The 18,263-nt window shown below is 61.7% G+C and carries 18 protein-coding genes and 1 pseudogene; 12 read left to right on the top strand and 7 right to left on the bottom strand.

Features of this window, described 5'->3' with window-relative positions:
• Window positions 1-4 precede the first annotated feature (4 nt).
• Genes BLW50_RS30080 through dmpG form a run of 6 tightly spaced genes read left to right on the top strand, consistent with a single transcriptional unit; the run spans window position 5 to window position 5,136 of the window.
• Complete coding sequence (locus BLW50_RS30080) at window positions 5-556, top strand: 3-phenylpropionate/cinnamic acid dioxygenase subunit beta (protein ID WP_210186188.1); 552 nt, start codon at window positions 5-7, stop codon at window positions 554-556.
• Between the two features lie 10 nt (window positions 557-566).
• Entirely contained in the window at window positions 567-1,385 is an 819-nt protein-coding gene (hcaB, locus tag BLW50_RS30085; RefSeq protein ID WP_090710797.1) for a 3-(cis-5,6-dihydroxycyclohexa-1,3-dien-1-yl)propanoate dehydrogenase, read from the top strand.
• Window positions 1,382-2,374, top strand: coding sequence for an NAD(P)H-dependent flavin oxidoreductase (locus BLW50_RS30090; protein WP_090710800.1), 993 nt, complete (start codon window positions 1,382-1,384; stop codon window positions 2,372-2,374). The genes hcaB and BLW50_RS30090 overlap by 4 nt, the downstream gene beginning before the upstream one ends.
• Window positions 2,371-3,171 (top strand): 2-keto-4-pentenoate hydratase, encoded by an 801-nt coding sequence (locus BLW50_RS30095; RefSeq protein ID WP_090710802.1) that lies wholly within the window; start codon window positions 2,371-2,373, stop codon window positions 3,169-3,171. The genes BLW50_RS30090 and BLW50_RS30095 overlap by 4 nt, the downstream gene beginning before the upstream one ends.
• The gene (locus BLW50_RS30100) at window positions 3,165-4,106 is read left to right on the top strand and encodes an acetaldehyde dehydrogenase (acetylating) (protein WP_280141547.1); all 942 of its coding nucleotides are present in this window, start codon (window positions 3,165-3,167) and stop codon (window positions 4,104-4,106) included. The genes BLW50_RS30095 and BLW50_RS30100 overlap by 7 nt, the downstream gene beginning before the upstream one ends.
• Window position 4,107: 1 nt before the next feature.
• Window positions 4,108-5,136 carry a 4-hydroxy-2-oxovalerate aldolase gene (gene dmpG, locus BLW50_RS30105; protein WP_090710806.1) on the top strand — a complete coding sequence of 343 codons (1,029 nt, stop codon included), beginning with the start codon at window positions 4,108-4,110 and terminating at the stop codon, window positions 5,134-5,136.
• Here dmpG and BLW50_RS30110 read toward each other — a convergent pair.
• Complete coding sequence (locus BLW50_RS30110) at window positions 5,133-5,768, bottom strand: TetR/AcrR family transcriptional regulator (protein WP_170850477.1); 636 nt, start codon at window positions 5,766-5,768, stop codon at window positions 5,133-5,135. The genes dmpG and BLW50_RS30110 overlap by 4 nt on opposite strands.
• A gap of 446 nt (window positions 5,769-6,214) precedes the next feature.
• On the opposite strand from BLW50_RS30110, the gene BLW50_RS30115 reads away from it, so the two are divergent.
• Genes BLW50_RS30115 through BLW50_RS30140 form a run of 6 tightly spaced genes read left to right on the top strand, consistent with a single transcriptional unit; the run spans window position 6,215 to window position 13,196 of the window.
• Window positions 6,215-7,351: an ABC transporter substrate-binding protein gene (locus tag BLW50_RS30115; RefSeq protein ID WP_170850478.1), complete on the top strand. Its 1,137-nt coding sequence runs from the start codon at window positions 6,215-6,217 to the stop codon at window positions 7,349-7,351.
• 15 nt (window positions 7,352-7,366) lie between these two features.
• Window positions 7,367-9,220 carry a feruloyl-CoA synthase gene (locus BLW50_RS30120; protein ID WP_090710814.1) on the top strand — a complete coding sequence of 618 codons (1,854 nt, stop codon included), beginning with the start codon at window positions 7,367-7,369 and terminating at the stop codon, window positions 9,218-9,220.
• A gap of 46 nt (window positions 9,221-9,266) precedes the next feature.
• A complete protein-coding gene (locus BLW50_RS30125; protein ID WP_090710815.1) occupies window positions 9,267-10,304 on the top strand; it encodes a branched-chain amino acid ABC transporter permease in 1,038 nt (345 codons plus the stop codon).
• Window positions 10,301-12,067, top strand: coding sequence for a branched-chain amino acid ABC transporter ATP-binding protein/permease (locus tag BLW50_RS30130; protein WP_090710817.1), 1,767 nt, complete (start codon window positions 10,301-10,303; stop codon window positions 12,065-12,067). The genes BLW50_RS30125 and BLW50_RS30130 overlap by 4 nt, the downstream gene beginning before the upstream one ends.
• Entirely contained in the window at window positions 12,064-12,780 is a 717-nt protein-coding gene (locus BLW50_RS30135) for an ABC transporter ATP-binding protein (RefSeq protein ID WP_090710819.1), read from the top strand. Before BLW50_RS30130 ends, BLW50_RS30135 begins: the two co-directional genes overlap by 4 nt.
• Before the next feature lie 26 nt (window positions 12,781-12,806).
• Window positions 12,807-13,196 carry a hypothetical protein gene (locus BLW50_RS30140; RefSeq protein WP_139267794.1) on the top strand — a complete coding sequence of 130 codons (390 nt, stop codon included), beginning with the start codon at window positions 12,807-12,809 and terminating at the stop codon, window positions 13,194-13,196.
• Between the two features lie 85 nt (window positions 13,197-13,281).
• Here the strand turns inward: BLW50_RS30140 and BLW50_RS30145 are convergent, their stop codons facing one another.
• From BLW50_RS30145 to BLW50_RS30815, 6 genes and pseudogenes are all read right to left on the bottom strand, one after another.
• Entirely contained in the window at window positions 13,282-14,403 is a 1,122-nt protein-coding gene (locus BLW50_RS30145; protein ID WP_090710824.1) for an FAD-dependent monooxygenase, read from the bottom strand.
• Window positions 14,400-15,512: an amidohydrolase family protein gene (locus tag BLW50_RS30150; protein WP_090710827.1), complete on the bottom strand. Its 1,113-nt coding sequence runs from the start codon at window positions 15,510-15,512 to the stop codon at window positions 14,400-14,402. Before BLW50_RS30150 ends, BLW50_RS30145 begins: the two co-directional genes overlap by 4 nt.
• Window positions 15,509-16,048: a cupin domain-containing protein gene (locus BLW50_RS30155; RefSeq protein ID WP_090710830.1), complete on the bottom strand. Its 540-nt coding sequence runs from the start codon at window positions 16,046-16,048 to the stop codon at window positions 15,509-15,511. The genes BLW50_RS30150 and BLW50_RS30155 overlap by 4 nt, the downstream gene beginning before the upstream one ends.
• A gap of 10 nt (window positions 16,049-16,058) precedes the next feature.
• Entirely contained in the window at window positions 16,059-17,039 is a 981-nt protein-coding gene (locus BLW50_RS30160) for a fumarylacetoacetate hydrolase family protein (RefSeq protein ID WP_090710832.1), read from the bottom strand.
• A 39-nt stretch (window positions 17,040-17,078) separates the two neighbouring features.
• Complete coding sequence (locus BLW50_RS30165; protein ID WP_090710835.1) at window positions 17,079-17,987, bottom strand: VOC family protein; 909 nt, start codon at window positions 17,985-17,987, stop codon at window positions 17,079-17,081.
• 64 nt (window positions 17,988-18,051) lie between these two features.
• Window positions 18,052-18,263, bottom strand: a pseudogene (locus tag BLW50_RS30815) (hypothetical protein); the annotation flags it as partial.

Raw genomic sequence — 18,263 nt, forward strand, 5'->3', positions numbered from 1 at the left:
TGACATGTTGGATATGCCGCACAAGATCGAGGCCCTGATCGATCGTCCCGTTCCGGATGCGCTTCTGCGCGAGGTCGAGCGTTTCTATTACACCGAAGCGCGCCTGCTCGATGCCGAAAATTACGCCGGCTGGCTGGCCATGGTCGATCCCGATATCCATTACTGGATGCCCGGCATCGAGACGCGCCGCCGCGACGACAAGCGCGGCCCTTACGCCTATGGCGAGATGGCCTATTTCGACGACGACTATCGCCTGCTTTCCATTCGTGTCGCCCGTTACAATCAACCGACCGCCTGGGCCGACAATCCAGCCACCCGCCATGCCCATCTGATCAGCAATATCGAAGCGTTTGAAACCGACGATCCCTCGTTGATCGCCGGTTTCTCGGCCTTCACCAATGTGCGCAATCGCAACCTCAAGGATCAGGACGTCATTCACGGCCGGCGGGAAGACATTCTGCACCGCCATACGGACGGCGCCCTGAAACTGCTGAACCGGCGTGTCCTGATCGTCCAGGACATTCTCTTGTCCAAAAACCTGAACACGTTCTTTTGAGAGCAATCACATGTTCGAAAAGCACGTAGCTCTGGTCACCGGAGGCGGCAAAGGCATCGGCCGCGCCGTGGTCGATCGTTTCATTCGCGAGGGTGCGCGCGTCGGCGTTCTGGTGCGCTCGGCCGCCGATGCCGACAACCTCACGACCCAGCACGGCGATAAAGTCGTCACCCATGTCGGCGATGTGCGCTATTGGCAGGACAACGAAGCCATTGTCGCCAAGACGGTCGCCGCTTTCGGACGCCTCGACACGCTGATCCCTAACGCTGGCGTCTATGACTTTTCGCGGGCCTTCACCGACATTCCCGGTATCGACCTTTCGGCGCAGTTCGACGAACTGATCGACATCAATGTCAAAGGCTATCTGTTGGCCACGCGCGCGGCGCTCGAGCCTTTGCGTGCGAGCCGTGGCTCCGTCATTTTCACCCTCTCCTCGTCCAGCTTTTATGCCGGCGGCGGAGGCGTTCTCTACGTCACCTCCAAACATGCGCTGGTCGGGACTGTCCGCGCCCTGGCCTTTGAACTGGCGCCCGACATTCGCGTCAACGCCGTGGCGCCCGGCGCCACGCGCACGACTCTTGGCGGCCTTGAAAGCGCGGCTGCCTCTGCCGTGTCCTTGCAGGACATAGCCGGCCTGGAAGACATGGTCGCCAAGACGGTGCCGCTCGGCTTCCTTTCGGAGCCGGAGGATCATGCCGGCCTTTACCTCACGCTGGCCGATTCCCAACAATCGCGCTTCGTCACCGCCGCGATCATTCCAAGCGACGGTGGCCTCGAAGTGCGCGGCGGTGGCCGGCGACATAAATCTCTCCGGAACGCCGCACCATGACGACGACCATCGACAAGCTTTATGCTCCCATGCGCCTGCCCGTCATCGTCGCGCCGATGTTTCTCGTATCGGGGCCCGATCTTGTCGTCGCCGCCTGCCGTTCGGGCGTCGTCGGATCCTTTCCCGGGCCGAACGCACGCACCATCGACGATCTACGGCAATGGTTCGAGGCGATCTCAAGCCGGCTCGCTGCGGCGCGCCAGCAGGGCGAACAACCGGCCGGCTGGGCGTTCAACATGATCACTCATTCGACCTATGGACGTTTCGAACAGGAAGCCGCTTTGGTGGAGGAGTTTCAACCGGCCATCGTCATATCGGCCTTGGGCGGACCACAGCGGATCACCGCACCAGTTCATGCTTACGGCGGCCTGGTCTTCGCCGACGTCAACAGTCCCGATTATGCCCGCAAGGCCATCGATCGCGGCGCCGATGGCCTCGTACTCGTGACGGCCGGCGCCGGTGGCCACACCGGCGAATATGCCACCTTCGCCTTCATCGACGAAGTGCGCCGCTTCTGGAGCGGGCCGCTGTGCGTCGGCGGCGCCATTTCCACGGGAACGGCTATCCGCGCCATCGAACTTCTCGGCGCCGACTTCGCCTATATGGGTACGCGTTTCATCGCCACGCCCGAAAGCGAGGCGGCGCAGGGCCACAAGGAGATGATGATCGATGCGAGCTTGCGCGACATCGTCGCCTCGCGCGCGCTGACCGGTGCTCTAGGAAACTGGATGAAGCCCAGTGTCGAGCGCGCCGGCCTGTCTCTCGCCGATCTGCAAGTTGCAGCCAAGATCGACTTTTCGGGCGACATGCAAGCGGTGAAAGCCTGGAAATCCGTCTGGAGCGCCGGCCACGGCGTTGGCGCCGTCACCAGGCTCGCGCCTGTCAGCGAGATCGTCGATCAACTCCATGCCGAATATCAGGCGGCGGCCGCGCGTGAAGCAACGTTGCAGCGCTTCGTCCAACACGATCATCGGGAGACAGCTGCGTGAATATCCGTGAAGATTCGATCCGGGCGGCCGCTGAGGCGCTTTATGTCTCGCGCCAGACCCGCACGCCCATCGGCAGGATCAGCGAGACCTTCGGCATTGCCGGCATCGAGAATGCCTATCGCGTCCAGCGCGCGAATACAGATCGCTATCTTAAGGAAGGCCGCCGCCTTTCTGGCCGCAAGATCGGTTTGACATCGAAAGCGGTGCAGGCGCAGATCGGCGTCGATCATCCCGATTTCGGCATGCTCTGGGACGATCTCTCCTATAGCGATGGCGATACCCTACCCCTCAGCCAATTCATCCAGCCAAAAGCCGAGATCGAAATCGCTTTTGTCGTCGGAAAGCCTATCGATGATCCCTGTCTTCGCCTGACCGATCTGATCAGTGCGATGGAATATGCGCTCCCGGCGGTCGAAATCGTCGACAGTGCCATCGCCCATTGGGCTCTGACCCTGGTCGATACGATTGCCGACAATGCTTCAGGCGGCGGTTACATACTCGGCACCAGCCCCAGAAAGATCGGCGAGGTAGATCTGCGTCTCGGCGGCGCCGTTCTCTCCGTCAATGGTGCGATCGCCTCGACGGGTGCAGGCGCGGCCTGCCTTGGCCATCCGCTGCAGGCAGCACTCTGGCTGGCGCGCAAAATGATCGAGATCGGCCACCCGCTCGCGGCTGGAGACCTCATCCTTTCAGGCGCTTTGGCGCCCATGGTGACTGCCACGCCCGACGACGTATTCACAGCGGAAATTCAAGGCTTCTCCACATTCTCCTTTGCATTCGGCGAGAAGGTATCGTGATGAAAACCAAGGTTGCGATCATCGGATCCGGCAATATCGGCACCGATCTCATGGTCAAAATAAAACGCAAATCGTCCCTTCTCGAAATGGGTGCCTTTGTCGGCATCGATCCCGAGTCCGATGGCTTGCGACGGGCCGCGGCCTTCGGCGTGACGACCACTCATGAAGGCATCGAAGGCTTGCGGCGCCTGCCCGTGTGGAAGGACATCGGCATCGTTTTCGACGCCACGTCTGCCGGCGCGCACAAGGTCAATGACGCGGCCGTGCGCGGTGACGGCAAGATCATGATCGACCTGACGCCGGCGGCACTCGGCCCCTTCGTCGTTCCCGCCGTCAATCTCAATGCCCATCGCGATGCCACCAATCTCAACATGGTCACCTGCGGCGGCCAGGCCACCATTCCCATGGTGGCGGCGGTGTCGCGCATCGCGCCCGTGACCTACGCGGAGATTGTCGCCTCCATCGCGGCCAAATCGGCGGGGCCCGGCACGCGCGCCAATATCGACGAATTCACCGAAACGACCTCCCAGGCCATTGTCAGTGTCGGCGGCGCTAAAGCCGGCAAGGCCATCATCGTCATGAACCCGGCGGAACCGCCGCTGATCATGCGTGACACCATCTATTGTCTGGCGCAGACCGACGACCGGGAAGCCATCCGCCGCTCTGTGGAAGAGATGGTGAAGAGCGTGCAGGACTATGTGCCTGGCTATCGCCTAAAACAGGAAGTCCAGTTTGAGCGCATCGGGGACAATGCGCCGATCCGCATACCTGGCGTCTGCGACGCCGCCAGCGGATTGAAAGTCACCATTTTCCTCGAGGTCGAAGGCGCCGGCCATTATCTGCCGCCCTATGCGGGGAATCTCGACATCATGACGTCAGCCGCGCTGCGCACCGCAGAACGGCTCGTCGCCCATCGTTTGGAACAGGTGGCCTGAGATGAGCACGGCACAAAACCCCAAACTCTATATACAAGATGTGACGCTGCGCGACGGCATGCATGCGATCAAGCACCAATATGATCTCGACCATGTGGCGGCCATCGCGATAGCCCTCGACAAAGCGAAGGTCGATGCCATCGAGATCGCCCACGGCGACGGCCTGACCGGCTCCAGCTTCAACTATGGTTTCGGCCGCCATTCCGATCTTGAATGGATAGAGGCTATCGCCGACAAGCTCACGCACAGCGTGTTGACGACCCTGCTGCTTCCCGGCATCGGCACGACGCACGATCTAAAAGCCGCCTATGAAGCCGGCGTGCGCTCGGTTCGGATCGCCACCCATTGCACCGAAGCCGATGTTTCGCGCCAACATATCGAATATGCCCGCAACCTTGGGATGGATGTTTCTGGCTTTCTGATGATGGCGCACATGAACACGCCAGCAGGCCTGGCCCAGCAGGCCCTGCTGATGGAGAGCTACGGCGCCCATTGTGTCTATGTCACCGATTCCGGTGGTGCACTGACCATGGCGGGAACGACGGAGCGCATTCGCGCCTATCGCGATGTGCTGAAGCCCCAAACGCAGATCGGCATTCATGCCCATCAGAATTTGTCGCTCGCCGTCGCCAATTCGATCGTCGCGGTCGAGCAAGGCGCCTACCGCGTCGATGCCTCGCTCGCCGGGCAAGGCGCCGGCGCCGGCAATACGCCGATCGAGGCTTTCGTCGCCGTCGCCGACAAACTGGGCTGGGCGCACGGGTGTGATCTCAACCGCCTGATGGATGCGGCCGACGATCTCGTTCGTCCGCTGCAGGACCGCCCGGTGCGCGTCGATCGGGAGACGCTCTCGCTCGGCTATGCCGGGGTCTATTCCAGCTTCCTGCGCCACGCCGAAGCCGCATCGCGAACCTACGGGGTCGACGTGCGGACCATTCTGGTCGAACTGGGCCGGCGACGCATGGTCGGCGGCCAGGAAGATATGATCGTCGACGTAGCGCTCGACCTCACCCGAGAGAACAGGCTCTAGCCGGCCTTCTCCGCCCCTGGGCCGCGATCTTTGAGCAGAAGCTCGGAGACCATGGCCGCGTAATCCGCATCGGGCACATGGCCGGAGACGGTATCGTGAAGGATGGAATCGCCCATCACGATGCAATAGAGCAGATAAGCGCGGCGGCGCGCCTCCGGGCGCGTCAGACCGTGCTCGACAAGCAGGCCTTCGAGAAAGCTCAAGCGCAGATGATCGACTTCGCGCACAGCGGCCAGCGGCTGCTCGCTGCGGCGCGCCCAATCACGCATACTGTTTTCGACAGCCATCGCCGCCCGCGCCGGCTTCTCGCGGGGCAGCAGCAGCACCCGCAGCAAGCGCTCGACACTGCTGCCGCCGCGACGCGTGGTCGTCTGAATGACATTCAATGTCATGCGACGGCGCCAGTCGTTGAGCATGGCCTGCAGCAGATCAAGGCGCTTGTTGAAGTGCCAGTAGAAGCTGCCCTTGGTCACGCCCATCTTGCTGCTGAGCCGGTCCAAATTGATGCCGCGCACATTCTCCTTCACGAGAATATCGGTGGCCGCGCGAATCCAATCCGCTTCCTTCAGCGGCGAATCCTTAATGCGCTGGGTCTTGGCGCGTTTGCGTTTGGGAGCTGCGGGCGGCGTCATGAGCAATCCTGAAAGCGCATCGGTCTGAGGCAACAATACCTTGCGGAATATAATCAAAACAGCGGCGCGTCCAGACAGGGAGACGTCGGGCAGATCACTTCCCAAGTCCACATAGCCTGGTGATAACCCGACCATCTGCCCAATAGATGGCCATGCGCTTTTCGACTTCAGCCCAAGTTTCAAAGCCGCTTTCTAGACCATCCGTAAAAGTACTGATTTAATGTCTCCGCACCGAAGGCATTGCCATATTCGGCTATTTTTCGCCAACCATTCCGCAAAGCGAGGCTGCTCCATCCTCTTAAAACAGTACTTTAAAGTATTGACAGAAGGTCGGCGCTCGCTATGGTGGCACCCGAGAGCAGCGACAGGGGAAGCCGCTCCGAACAGGCGCCACGACCATGCGAGCGCCCGACATCAGCCGCTGGGGATTATTCGGGAGGGGAAATATGCTGGCTAAATCAATGCTATTTGGTTTGGGTGTACTCACCGTTGCGACTGCCGCGCGAGCGGATGTCTCGGTGTGCATTTCTGTCTCCGCGACGGGGCCCGCCTCGGCGCTCGGCTCCACGCAGCAGAATTCCGTTCGCTTCCTGCCGCCGAAGGTCGCGGACCAGACCCTGCGCTACACCGTCTATGACGATGCGACCGACACCAGCCTCGCCACGCAGAATGCGCGCAAATGCGTCAACGACCAGGCGGCCGACGTTCTGATCGGCGGCAGCGGCACGCCGACGGCAGCGGCCATCGCGCCTGTGGCTGCGGAAGCGCAGATTCCTTTTCTCTCGCTCGCGCCGTTCGCCGCCAAGGGTGATCAAAGCAAGTGGAGCTTCGTCGTGCCGCAGCCCATGCGCGTGATGATCGAAGCTATCGTCGGCGACATCAAGACCAAAGGCATCAAGAAGCTCGGCTACATCGGCTATAACGACAGCCTCGGCGATCTCACGCTCAACTCGCTTCTGCCCCTGGCGCAGGCGGCCGGAATCACCGTTTCGCCCATCGAACGCTTCGCCCGCAACGACACCAGCGTCACCGCGCAAGTGCTCAAGATCGTCGCGGAAAATCCGGGCGCCGTACTGGTCGTCGGCTCGGGCGCACCCGCCGCCGGCCCCAATCTCGCGCTGGCGGAGCGCGGCTATAGCGGCCAGATCTATCACACCCATGGCTCGGCCAGCCCGGCCTTTCTGCAGGTCGCCGGCGCTTCCGCCAATGGCACCATCCTGCCCGTCGGCCCGATCGGCATCGTCGAACAGTTGAGCGACGACAATCCGAGCAAGATCATCGGCGCGAAATATAAAACCAGCTACGAAGCCGTGTTCGGCGCCGGCTCCATCTCCAGCTTCGGCGGCTATCTCTACGATGCGGCGCTGATCGTCGCGACCACAACGCCCAAGGCCCTCGAAGCGGGAAAGCCCGGCACCCCCGCCTTCCGCAATGCGCTGCGCACGGCATTTGAGAACCTGCCCGGCGTTCCCGGCGTCCACGGCGTCTATGCCAGCACGCCCGACAATCACGAACTGGCCGACAATGCCAAGAGCCGCGTCATGACGCGGGTCGTCGGCGGCAAACTCACCCTCCTGCCGTAAGCGAAGGAACACAGGATGCTTGACGTGGTGGGAAAGCCTGACGCCCTCGGGGCGATGTTCGCGCAGCCGGACGTGACCGTGGAACGGCGCAGCGATGGCAGTTTCATTCTGTCGTCCAACACGACGGCGGTACAAACCTCCGCCACGGTCGGCGCGTGGTTGGAACATTGGGCCCGCGCCACGCCGGACAATGTGTTCGTCGCGCAGCGGGACCAGGCCGGTGCGCCCTGGCGGCGCGTGACCTATCGGCAGGCATGGGCCAGCGTTCTTTCCATCGCCACGGCCCTGTCACAACGCGATCTCTCGCCCGAACGGCCTTTGGCCGTTCTGTCGGACAATTCGATCGAGGTTCTGCTCCTGAGCCTGGCGGCGATCCAGATCGGTGTGCCCGTCGTCAGTATCACCTCCGCTTATTCTCTTGTCGCGACGGACTATGCCAAGCTCGAAGCGATGATCGCTCTGTCGACGCCCGGCCTCATCTACGCCGACGACGGCCCGCGTTATGCCAAGGCCTTGGCGGCGATAGATCCCCACGGCCCGCATGAAGTCGTGTCCCTTCACAACACGCGGTCGGGCGACACCGCCTTCCAGGATTTGTGCGTCCCTGCGGACGAAGCGCGGGTGCGCGCGCGCATGACGACGGTGGGTCCGGATACGATCACACGCATTCTGTTCACCTCCGGCTCCACGGGCACGCCGAAGGGCGTGATCAACACGCAGCGCATGAACACCACGATGGCTGATGCGCGTACGCAGCTCTGGCCCGTTCTCGAACGCATGCCGCCAGTGATCGTCGATTGGCTGCCCTGGAGCCACACGTTCGGCGCCAATCACAACCTGTTCCTGATCATGCGCAATGGCGGCGCGATGTATATCGATGCCGGCCGCCCCGCGCCCGGCCTGATGGACACCACTTTGGCGAATATCCGCGACGTCAGACCCAACATCTTCCTGAACGTGCCACGCGGCTTCGATATGCTGGTCGACGTCATGGATGCCGACAAGGAATTTCGCCGACAGTTCTTCATGTCCGTCAAAATCATGTTCTATGCCGGTGCCGCGCTCGGCATCAAAACGTGGACGCGGCTGCAGGAGCACTCCATTGCCGCCGTCGGCACGATGACACCGACATTGACGGCCTGGGGTTCGACGGAAACCTCGCCCGTGGCAACCGATTGCCATTACATGGCCGAGACCAATGGCAATATCGGCGTGCCGATCCCCGGATGTCAGATCAAACTGCTGCCGCGCGGCGACAAGATCGAGGCGCGGATCAAGGGGCCGAACGTGACGCCGGGCTATTTCCGCTCGCCCGAGCTGACGGCGGAAGCTTTCGACGAGGAGGGCTTCTACAAAATCGGTGATGCCTTGCGGCTCGCCGACGACAGCGATCCTAATCGCGGCATGATCTTCGACGGCCGGATCGGTGAGGATTTCAAACTGCTTACCGGCACCTGGGTCAATGTCGCGACCGTCAAGGCACGCGCCGTCGCCGCTTTGGCGCCGCTCGCACAAGAGGTCGTCGTCGCCGGCCACGACGCCGATCACATCGGCTTTTTGATCTTTCCAAATCTCGCGGCCTGCCAGGCCCTCTCCGGCCTGCCTGAGACGGCAACGCGGGCGCAGATATTGGCGGCCCCCACGGTCGTCGCACGGGTCCGCGAGGCGATGCAGGCGTTGCGCGCGCAAGGCGGCGGCAGTTCCAGCTATGCGGCCGCTGCCCTGCTGCTCATCGAACCGCCTTCGATCAACGACGGCGAGATCACCGACAAAGGCTATATCAATCAGCGGCGGGTCCAGACCTGCCGCGCTGACCTTGTCGCCGCGCTCATGTCCGCTTCTCCGGCGCCGGGGCGGATCACGCTTTGATCAATCCCTTCTCGCTCTGGATTGTCCAGACAGCGGGCGCACGACCATGAGCAGCGCCATCGCCCTCTTTCTGCTGCAGGACGGTTTGACCACCGGCCTCGTCTACGCACTCGTCGGCGTCGCCCTCGTTCTGGTGTTCTCGCTGACGCGCGTCATCATGCTTTTCATCGGCGAGTTCGTCGGCTTCGGCGCTCTGACGCTGACCGCGTTGCAAGCCGGCCAGCGGCCCAGGATCGTCTGGCTGCTGCTGGCGCTGGGCGCGCTGTTCACGCTGGTCCGTTTGCTGCGCCAGCGGCATACAGCGCGTGCCGGCGACATTCTATGGGTCATCTGTCTCGGGCTGCTCTTTCCGGCTCTCGTTGCGACAGCGGCCTGGTTCGCGCCCCCCTTCGCCCTGCCGCTTGCGCTGAACGTCGTGCTCACCCTGGCCCTTGTCGTCCCGATGGCCGGCTATCTCTACGGCGCGATCTATCAGCCGATCGAAGATGCCAGCATCCTGACGCTGTTGATCACCGCAGTCGGCATCCATCTCGTGCTGCTGGGCTTTGGCCTTGTCGTCTTTGGTCCTGACGGCACGCGCTCCCCGGCCCTCGCCAGCGGCGCGCTGTCGCTCGGCTCGGTGCGGCTGACCGGTCAGGCCATCGCCATCTTCGTAGTCACGGCAAGCTTCGTCGTCGGTCTCTCGCTGTTCTTCAGATGCAGCCAATGGGGCACTGCCTTACGCGCCACGGCCGTCAATCGCCTCGGCGCCCGCCTTGTCGGCATTCCAGCGGCGATCTCAGGCCAGATCGCCTTTCTGCTTGGCGGCTTGATCGCCACCGTCTGCGGCCTCCTGATCGGACCGATGACGACCATTTTTTACGATACCGGCTTCGCTATCGCCCTCAAGGGTTTCGTCGCGGCCGTGCTGGGTGGACTGATCAGCTATCCGTTGACGGCGATAGCCGCGCTCGCCATCGGCGCTCTGGAAGCCTTCTCATCCTTTGTCGCCAGCCAATACAAGGATGCGATCGTGTTTTCGCTCATCCTGCCGGTTCTGCTGATCCGCTCATTCATCGCCCATGATCAAGGGGAGGAGGAATGAGCCCCTCGTTCCGCACCATCGCGCTGGCGATCTTCATCGCCGCCAGCCTGCTGCTGCCGATCCTCGCGCCATCGGGCACGCTGGTCGTTCTGGCCATCTATATCGGCCTCGCCTCCCTGGTTGCCATCGGCTTGGTCCTGCTGACCGGTGTCGGCGGCATGACGTCGTTTGGACAAGCAGCGATGATGGGTATCGGCGCCTATGCGACGGCGCTGGTCACCACGCGTCTCGGCTGGTCACCCTGGCTCGCCTTGCCGATCGCGCTCATCGCCACCGGCGGCATATCCACGCTTCTGGGACTGCTGACCATTCGCCTCTCCGGCCACTTTCTGCCGCTGGGCACCATCGCCTGGGCGCTGGCACTCTATTATCTTTATGGGGCCCTGCCTTTTCTCGGTGGTTATGACGGCCTGTCGGGCATTCCCGCGCTGACCTTTGGCCCCTTCGATCTCTCGACACCCAGGGCCTTCTATCCGCTGGTCTGGATCACCGTCGTCCTCGCGGTTGTCGCCACGTCCAATCTTCTCGACTCGCGCCCCGGCCGCATCATTCGCACCTTGCGCTCCGGCAGCAGCGCCGTCGAAGCCTTCGGCGCGACGACCTGGCGGCTGCGGCTGTTCGTCTTCGTCTATGCCGGTGTTCTGGCTGGTCTCGCCGGATGGCTATTCGCTCTGTTTCAACGGGCTGTCAGCGCCTCGCCCTTTGGGCTCAACGCCGGGCTGGAATATCTGCTCATGGCGGTGATCGGCGGCGCCGGTCATATCGGCGGCGCCATTTTCGGCGCGGCCGTGGTGGTCCTGTCGCGCAATGTCTTTCAAGACATCCTGCCGCTCGTCTTCGGCCAAACCAGTAACTTCCAGGCGATTGCCTTCGGCCTTCTCCTCGTCATGCTGCTGCAATGGGCGCCGGATGGAGTGTGGCGTCCACTGAGCCGCTGGTTTGTACGCCACCGCAACACCCTGCCGCGCCGTTCCGACATTCTGCCGAAAGCCGAACAACCGGAACGCGGCAGCCGGCTTCTGAGTGTCGAGGGATTGCAAAAGCGCTTCGGCGGACTGGTCGCCGTCAATCAGGTCGACTTTGCGATCGATGCCGGCGAAATCGTCGGCCTGATCGGCCCGAACGGCGCCGGCAAAAGCACGACCTTCAACCTGATCACCGGCCTGCAACGGGCGAGCGGCGGCCGTGTTCGCCTGGCCGGACGAACGATCAGCGGCCTGCCCTCGCGCCGCATCGCAAGGCTGCGCGTGGCCCGCACGTTCCAGCATGTCAAACTCGTGCCGTCGATGAGCGTGCTCGACAATGTGGCGATCGGCGCCCATCTGCGCAGTCACAGCGGTGTCCTACAGGCCCTCCTGCGCCTTGATCGCACCGAAGAGGCCCGCGTCTTCGCGGAAGCCATGCGCGCCCTGGAGCGCGTCGGTCTGGCCGAACGCGCCGGCGACGAGACGGGTAGCCTGGCCCTGGGCCAGTTGCGCATCGTCGAAATCGCCCGCGCGCTCTGCATGGATCCTGTTCTGCTGCTGCTGGATGAACCTGCCGCCGGTCTGCGCCATCACGAGAAGGCGGCGCTTGCTACCCTGCTCAAGGCTTTGGCCCAATCCGGCGTCACCATTCTCATCGTCGAACACGATATGGAATTCGTCATGAACCTGTGTGACCGGTTGGTGGTCCTCAATTTTGGCTCGAAACTGGCCGATGGCCTGCCGGAAGCCGTGCGCACCGACCCGCAAGTTCTTATCGCCTACATGGGGGCCGCATGAGCCCGCCGGTTCTGGAGCTGCGCAACGTCAGCGTCCGCTATGGGCAGGTGGAAGCAGTGCGCGACATTTCGATGAGTGTGGACAAAGGACAGATCGTCTCGATCATCGGTGCCAATGGCGCCGGCAAATCGACGCTTCTCAACGCCACCATGGGCCTTCTGCCCTTCGATGGCGACCTGCGGCTTTACGGTGAGGATGGCGCTCTGCTTTTGATCGAGGAGCGCGTGCGACGTGGCCTCGTCCTCATTCCAGAACGGCGGGAGCTGTTCGGCCCGCTCACGGTCGAGGAAAATCTCATGCTCGGTGGCTTCACCCATCCCACTCAACGCGTTGAAAATCTCGAAGCCGCTTTCATCATGTTCCCCCGGCTAAGGGAACGTCGGCGGCAGCAAGCGAACACGTTGTCGGGGGGCGAGCGGCAGATGCTCGCCATGGGACGCGCCCTGATGGCCAATCCGCGCGTGCTCCTGTTGGACGAGCCAAGCCTCGGCCTGGCGCCGCGCATCGTGCAGGAGATTCTCGAGATCGTGGTCGCCCTGAAGCAAAAGGGCGTCGCGACCATTCTGGTCGAGCAGAATGCCCGGGCCGCCTTGCGCATCGCCGATCATGCCCATGTCATGGAACACGGCCGCTTCACCCTATCGGGCAGCGGCAGCGAGATCGCGCGCGATCCACGCGTCGAAGAAATATACATGGGTAGCGTGTTGAATTGATAGATCCCATGAAGTGGAGCGATGATATGCCGTTTGTATGGTCGCAAATCCTGATCATTCTGTGCATCGCCTACAATGTCGGCTTCGCGCTCTTTCACCTCTGTTTCTGGCGTTTGTTTCGCTGGCCCAAAACCCTGATGCCGAGCGGAGAGTTGAACAGCGCGGTCACGCAAACGCTAAATGTGATGCTGACCTATGTCTTCCTCGCCTATGCCGCGGGGCTTTTGACGGCGATGCTGTCCAAGCCTGAGACATTGCATCCTCTGGCCATCGCGGGAGCCCTCTTCTGGCTTCTGCGGCTGGTGCTGCAACCCTGGCTCTTTCCCAGCTCCCGCGTGAGCCGGATTGTCACCCTGATTTTTGCCCTTGGTGTCGTACTTCATGCCGGAGTGTGGTTGGCCAGCTATCGGTCTTAGTCACATACCGCCGCTTGATAAAATTCCGACATGCGGACGACGCACATCGAGTACACCGCCAACAAAATATGTGGTCGAAGGCGAACTAAAAAACAGGTTCCCGGATCACATCGTAAATCTCCTGTGACAATGTGCGTTGGTTCGCCAGCGGCGCTCCCTCCATTTCCAGCCTTCCCAGTGCAATCGAGCCGTTGACCACCGCCGTACAGCGATCATGGCGGCGTTCCTCGAAAGCAGAAAATAGATCCGATGCACCCTCGCGGATAAGTTCGGCCAGAACTATTCCGTCCTCGACAGCGAGCCCCGCGCCATAGCCCACATGCGGCGTAGTGGCATGAACCGCGTCACCGATCAGCAAAACGCGCCCCATATGCCAAGGCAACGGCAGCAGAAGCGTCTCTAGCGGACGATAATTGATTAGCGAGCCCGATCCGAGATGATCACGGATAGAGCCTATATGCCCCCCAAAATCACTCAGCTTGGTGCGCAGCAGTTCCGGCCAATCCGCCTCGTCATGCCAGGGGTTGTCAGGCTCTGGCACGAGGAGAAACAGATACATCTCTGCATCGGAAACGGGATTGATTCCGGCTTTGTACTCGGTGCCAAAATAAAGCTCGCTCGTCGTCACGTTAACAGGACGAGGGGCGACGGCACGCCAGCACCCTTGTCCAGTAAATTGCGGCCGCGGCGCATCCAGCCAGAGTTGCTGGCGCGTCGTCGACATCAGTCCGTCCGCTCCAATGGCGAAATCAAAGCGGCCCTCGCTCCCGTCACTGAAATAGGCCCTGATGGCGTCCGGCTCCTCGCACCAATGACTGACCGTGACGCCAGTGCGGTAGCGAATGCCGCGCTCGACCGCGGCTTCTTGCATGATGCGATGCAGAACCGGACGGAGAATACCACCCATGATGGGCACGTCACGGCCATAGACTTCTTCCGTGCTGCTCTCAACGAGCACTTTGCCGAAGCGGTCACAAACGCGCGACGTTCCATGGACATAACCGGCCTCTACGATCCGATCGAGGACGCCAAGAGTCTTGAAAGCACGTGCCGTCGCCCCATTGAATGTGAGGCCGGCACCGAGCGCGCGCCAATTCGCGTCGCGTTCAATCAGTAAAATATCGCAACCCGCTTGCGACAGAGCGATAGCGGCCGACAGGCCACCGATGCCACCTCCGACAATAAGAACTCTCTTCCGCCGGCTCATGACACCTTCCTCTTCGTGTTATCGCCGCTTGCAGGCAAAGCCAGCAACTCCCGCGCATTGTTGCCTAGAATGGCGGCCCGATCAGCAGCGCTGAGGCCTGCAACGGCTTCAATCAGCCCGATAGGATCGTAGTCGCCCATGTCGAAGGGATAGTCGGTGCCAACGACGACGCGCTCGATGCCGACAACATCAATGAGGCGGCGCAGGTGCTGCGGATCGTACACCACCGTGTCGAACCAGATCTGCCGGATATAGTCGCTCGGCTGACGCGCGCAGCAGGCGCATTCCGGCCGCGCTCGATAGGCGTGATCGGAGCGCCCAAGATAAAGCGGCAGATAGCCACCGCCGTGGACGGCGCAGAGCCGGAGTTTGGGATAGCGGTCGAAATGGCCGCCCATGATCATATCGGACAAGGCGATGGCAGTTTCCGCCGGCTGACCGACCACATTCGACAGATAATAGGGATCGAGACGCGGCCCGACGGTCGTACCGAGCGGATGCAAGAGAACCATAGCGTCCAAACGTTCCGCCTCCTGCCAGAACGGAGCGAACCGTTCATCAGCGACGGAAACACCCTCCACATGCGAGGAAATCTCGAAGCCGCGCAGGCCCAATGTCTTGATCGCATGGCGCGCCTGTTCGGCGGCGAGCTGCGGATGTTGCAAGGCGACGGTGCCCAGGCCCACCAATCGATCCGGGTGTTGGGCGCAAAGTGCTGCGATCCGCTCGTTCTGCGCCTTGACGACGGCACGGCTCCCTTCGATATCGAGCCAATAATAGTATTGGGTCGGCGAAGGGCTGAGCGCCTGGATGTCGACGCCCATGGCATCCATGTCGGCGAGACGTACGTCGATATCGCTGAGTTTCGGGGCATAGGCGGTTCGCATCAGTTCGGCATTGTAGCTGGCCGAGCGCGCCGCCGCCGCCGACATGGCTGGCGGTTTAGGACGGGAGATCGAAGCGACGAGTGCCTCGACCTCGCCATTGAGATAGTGGCAATGCAGGTCGATGACTGCGCCAGAGCCCGCACGTTGCCTTGTGATCCTGGGACGGGTTTCCAGATGACTGCTACAGCCGTGCAGGCCGCTGGCGGAGGACGTTTCTGTCATCGGCCGTCGATCAGAATGAAGGCGACGCGGGCCATGGCATTCGTGCGATTTTCCCAGGCGTGATTGGTGGCGCGCTGGATGAGAATGTCGCCGGTATGCAGATCGGTCTCGTCCTTATCCATGATGGCGGTGATGACGCCGCTCAGGACGATGGCGTAATCGACGGTTTGCGTCAGATGCATGCCGGGTTGCCGATGATCGTTGTTGTGGACGGCATCGGTGAACAGGTTGTCGAGCGAGGCCGACGCCTGCCGGCGTCGCTCTTCCGGATCGGCGGGACGTGGCGGGAAGTCGATCACCCGCAAAACCGTGCCATTCTTCGGCGGCATGACGCCGGATTGGGCGCAAATTGTATCCGTGGCGACGACATCGGTCGGCGCATCGATCGTTCGCCAGATGTTGGCATTGCGATAACCGGGGCGACCCGGCGTTGTCAGAATGGCCGGCGAAACGCCGTCTGCCAACAGGTAGGAACGGCCCTGTTCGTCGTTGGCAGTGACAACACGGCGGACGTCGGGAAGCGAAGCAGGCAGCATGGGATATCTCCTAACCGCGGGAGGATTGCAGGAAGGGATGGGCCTCGCTGCCGACGATACGATTGCGCTGGCGTCCGCAAAACTGCACTTCCGCCTCGACGATATCGCCCGCTTGCAAGAATTCACCACGCTCCTGTCCGGTGCCAGCCGGCGTGCCGGTGGCCAGCATGTCGCCAGGCAACAAGGTCATCATGCGCGACGCATATTCGATCTGCTCTTCGATGCCGAAGGTCATGTCACGGCTGTTGCCATCTTGTTTGATCGCGCCGTTTACCCAGAGTTTAATTGCGACATTGGCGTGATCGGGCACAAAGGCTTTTGGCGTGAAATAAGGGCCAACCGGCGCGAAGGTGTCGAAACTCTTTCCCGCTAGCCAATCCGTACGGATCGTCGGGCGATCGTCGCGCCAGGTGAGATCCCGGCAGGATACGTCATTGGTGGTCATATAGCCGGCGATGTGCTTGGCGGCTCCCGCTTGTGTGATGCGATAACCAGGCGTGCCGATAACCACCATCAGCTCGGCCTCCCAATCGATACGCTTCATGCCTTCCGGGAGGATAATATCGTTATAAGCACCGGTTGGTACACTGAGTTTACCGAAGGCATAGGGCCGCAATGGCGGCAAGGGCTTGCCACTGTCTGCGACTGGCGGGGTAAAAGTCTTGCGCATGCCGGCAACATGATCGCTGTAATTGGCGGCTGCGCAGATCATTTTTCCGGCACGGCCGAGCGGCGGCAGAGGCCTGCTGTCGGACACAGCGGTAAAATCCTGCGTGCCTTGCGCTTTCGCATGGGCCGCGATCTTGACGAGGAGATCGAAGTTGCGACCCCAGTCGCTCAGCAGGTCGGTGACGGTATTGCACTGCGGCAGCGCGATGCCAGCATGTTGTGCCGCAAGCAAGAGGTTGCAAACACGGTCGCCTATCACCAGGCCGATAAAATCACGCTCGTGCCCGGCAAATGTGCCGAGGTGGAAGGGCGTTTCGCTCATATTGTCTCCAGGATTCGTTGTCAGCGCCGATGTGGGAATTCAGCGCAAGGGCATGTTGATGGTGGTTGACCAGGCAGCGGTGTTTTCCGGCACGAAGTCCCAATCACGCACGTCCCAATTGTCGTCGGCGCGGTCCATGTCGGCGGTCAGCTCCATGGCGCCGCCGCAGGGACTGTTGAAGTACCAGAAGTAATTGGAGCCGATGCGATGGCGACCGGGACCGATCTTGGTGAGCCAGCCCTGCTCGAGCATTTTCTGGCCGCCCGTGACGACTTCGTTGAAGTCGGTCACCGGAAACGCAATGTGATGTAGGCCGCGCGTTGCGCCTTGGATAAGGAACAGGTTGTGATGATAGGTCGAGCCAGACGCGCGCAGGAAAGCGCCGCGGTTATCGCGGAAACGATCGCTGACCCGGAACTGCAGACGCTCCACATAAAAGCGCGTCAAACGGGCCACGTCGGGCGTAAACAGCACGACATGAGCCACCGAGGCCGGCTTCACAGCTTCGGCGAAATCGATGCGGGTGTTCATCGGCCGCGCCGGCTCAGCGCCATAGATATTGAGGCGGTTGGGTGCCGGTGCGATCTTCTTGCGGCGCTCGCAGCGGAAGGCAATGCCGTAGCCGTCGTCGTCGATGCTATGGATCGTGCCTTCGTCGTCTTCCTGCACGACGCGATCACGTGCTAGTTCCGCCGCGATAGCCTTGAGGTGGTCGGCGGAGGGAACCGCCCAGATCGCTTCTCTGATTGTCGAACCCGGCGCGACCGCCGCAGGCAATCCATTGTCGTCGGATTTGCGCAGCAGGATCTCCGTGCCATCGAGCGTCGCGAAATGCGCGTAGGACGTACCCGACGATTGTTGGGTCAACCCGAAGTCACCGTAGAAATCCATCGCGGCGGACAGGTCTTCGACGCCAAGAATTGCGCCGTCCATTCCAGTGATCAGCATGGTGATCCTCCTCGATACGAATTTAATTCTCTCTTGAAAGAATTGTCAAGTAAGCGATGCTCGCTCACCGCAATCGGCGCTGATCGCTCAAATCCTTGGCGCCGCGCGTTTCAGCAAGCGTCGCGCCGCGCTGCTCGATCACCGGAAGATCGGCCAGCGCATTGATGATGTGGAACATCGTCGGCAGTTGCTCCCAGGCCGACCGCACGAATTCGACACAACCCTTGCCCAGCTGAAAACGATCATGCTGAACACTCGCGCCGCCAGCCGGCGTCA

The sequence above is a fragment of the Beijerinckia sp. 28-YEA-48 genome (genome assembly GCF_900104955.1).
Taxonomy (GTDB): Bacteria; Pseudomonadota; Alphaproteobacteria; order Rhizobiales; family Beijerinckiaceae; genus Terripilifer.

Excerpts from the sequence above, each read along its gene's own strand:
- BLW50_RS30080 (WP_210186188.1), top strand. The coding sequence starts at position 5 with ATGTTGGATATGCCGCACAAGATCGAGGCCCTGATCGATCGTCCCGTT.
- hcaB (WP_090710797.1), top strand. The coding sequence starts at position 567 with ATGTTCGAAAAGCACGTAGCTCTGGTCACCGGAGGCGGCAAAGGCATC.
- BLW50_RS30090 (WP_090710800.1), top strand. The coding sequence starts at position 1,382 with ATGACGACGACCATCGACAAGCTTTATGCTCCCATGCGCCTGCCCGTC.
- dmpG (WP_090710806.1), top strand. The coding sequence starts at position 4,108 with ATGAGCACGGCACAAAACCCCAAACTCTATATACAAGATGTGACGCTG.
- BLW50_RS30110 (WP_170850477.1), bottom strand. The coding sequence starts at position 5,768 with ATGACGCCGCCCGCAGCTCCCAAACGCAAACGCGCCAAGACCCAGCGC.
- BLW50_RS30115 (WP_170850478.1), top strand. The coding sequence starts at position 6,215 with ATGCTGGCTAAATCAATGCTATTTGGTTTGGGTGTACTCACCGTTGCG.
- BLW50_RS30120 (WP_090710814.1), top strand. The coding sequence starts at position 7,367 with ATGCTTGACGTGGTGGGAAAGCCTGACGCCCTCGGGGCGATGTTCGCG.
- BLW50_RS30125 (WP_090710815.1), top strand. The coding sequence starts at position 9,267 with ATGAGCAGCGCCATCGCCCTCTTTCTGCTGCAGGACGGTTTGACCACC.
- BLW50_RS30130 (WP_090710817.1), top strand. The coding sequence starts at position 10,301 with ATGAGCCCCTCGTTCCGCACCATCGCGCTGGCGATCTTCATCGCCGCC.
- BLW50_RS30135 (WP_090710819.1), top strand. The coding sequence starts at position 12,064 with ATGAGCCCGCCGGTTCTGGAGCTGCGCAACGTCAGCGTCCGCTATGGG.
- BLW50_RS30140 (WP_139267794.1), top strand. The coding sequence starts at position 12,807 with ATGCCGTTTGTATGGTCGCAAATCCTGATCATTCTGTGCATCGCCTAC.
- BLW50_RS30145 (WP_090710824.1), bottom strand. The coding sequence starts at position 14,403 with ATGAGCCGGCGGAAGAGAGTTCTTATTGTCGGAGGTGGCATCGGTGGC.
- BLW50_RS30150 (WP_090710827.1), bottom strand. The coding sequence starts at position 15,512 with ATGACAGAAACGTCCTCCGCCAGCGGCCTGCACGGCTGTAGCAGTCAT.
- BLW50_RS30155 (WP_090710830.1), bottom strand. The coding sequence starts at position 16,048 with ATGCTGCCTGCTTCGCTTCCCGACGTCCGCCGTGTTGTCACTGCCAAC.
- BLW50_RS30160 (WP_090710832.1), bottom strand. The coding sequence starts at position 17,039 with ATGAGCGAAACGCCCTTCCACCTCGGCACATTTGCCGGGCACGAGCGT.
- BLW50_RS30165 (WP_090710835.1), bottom strand. The coding sequence starts at position 17,987 with ATGCTGATCACTGGAATGGACGGCGCAATTCTTGGCGTCGAAGACCTG.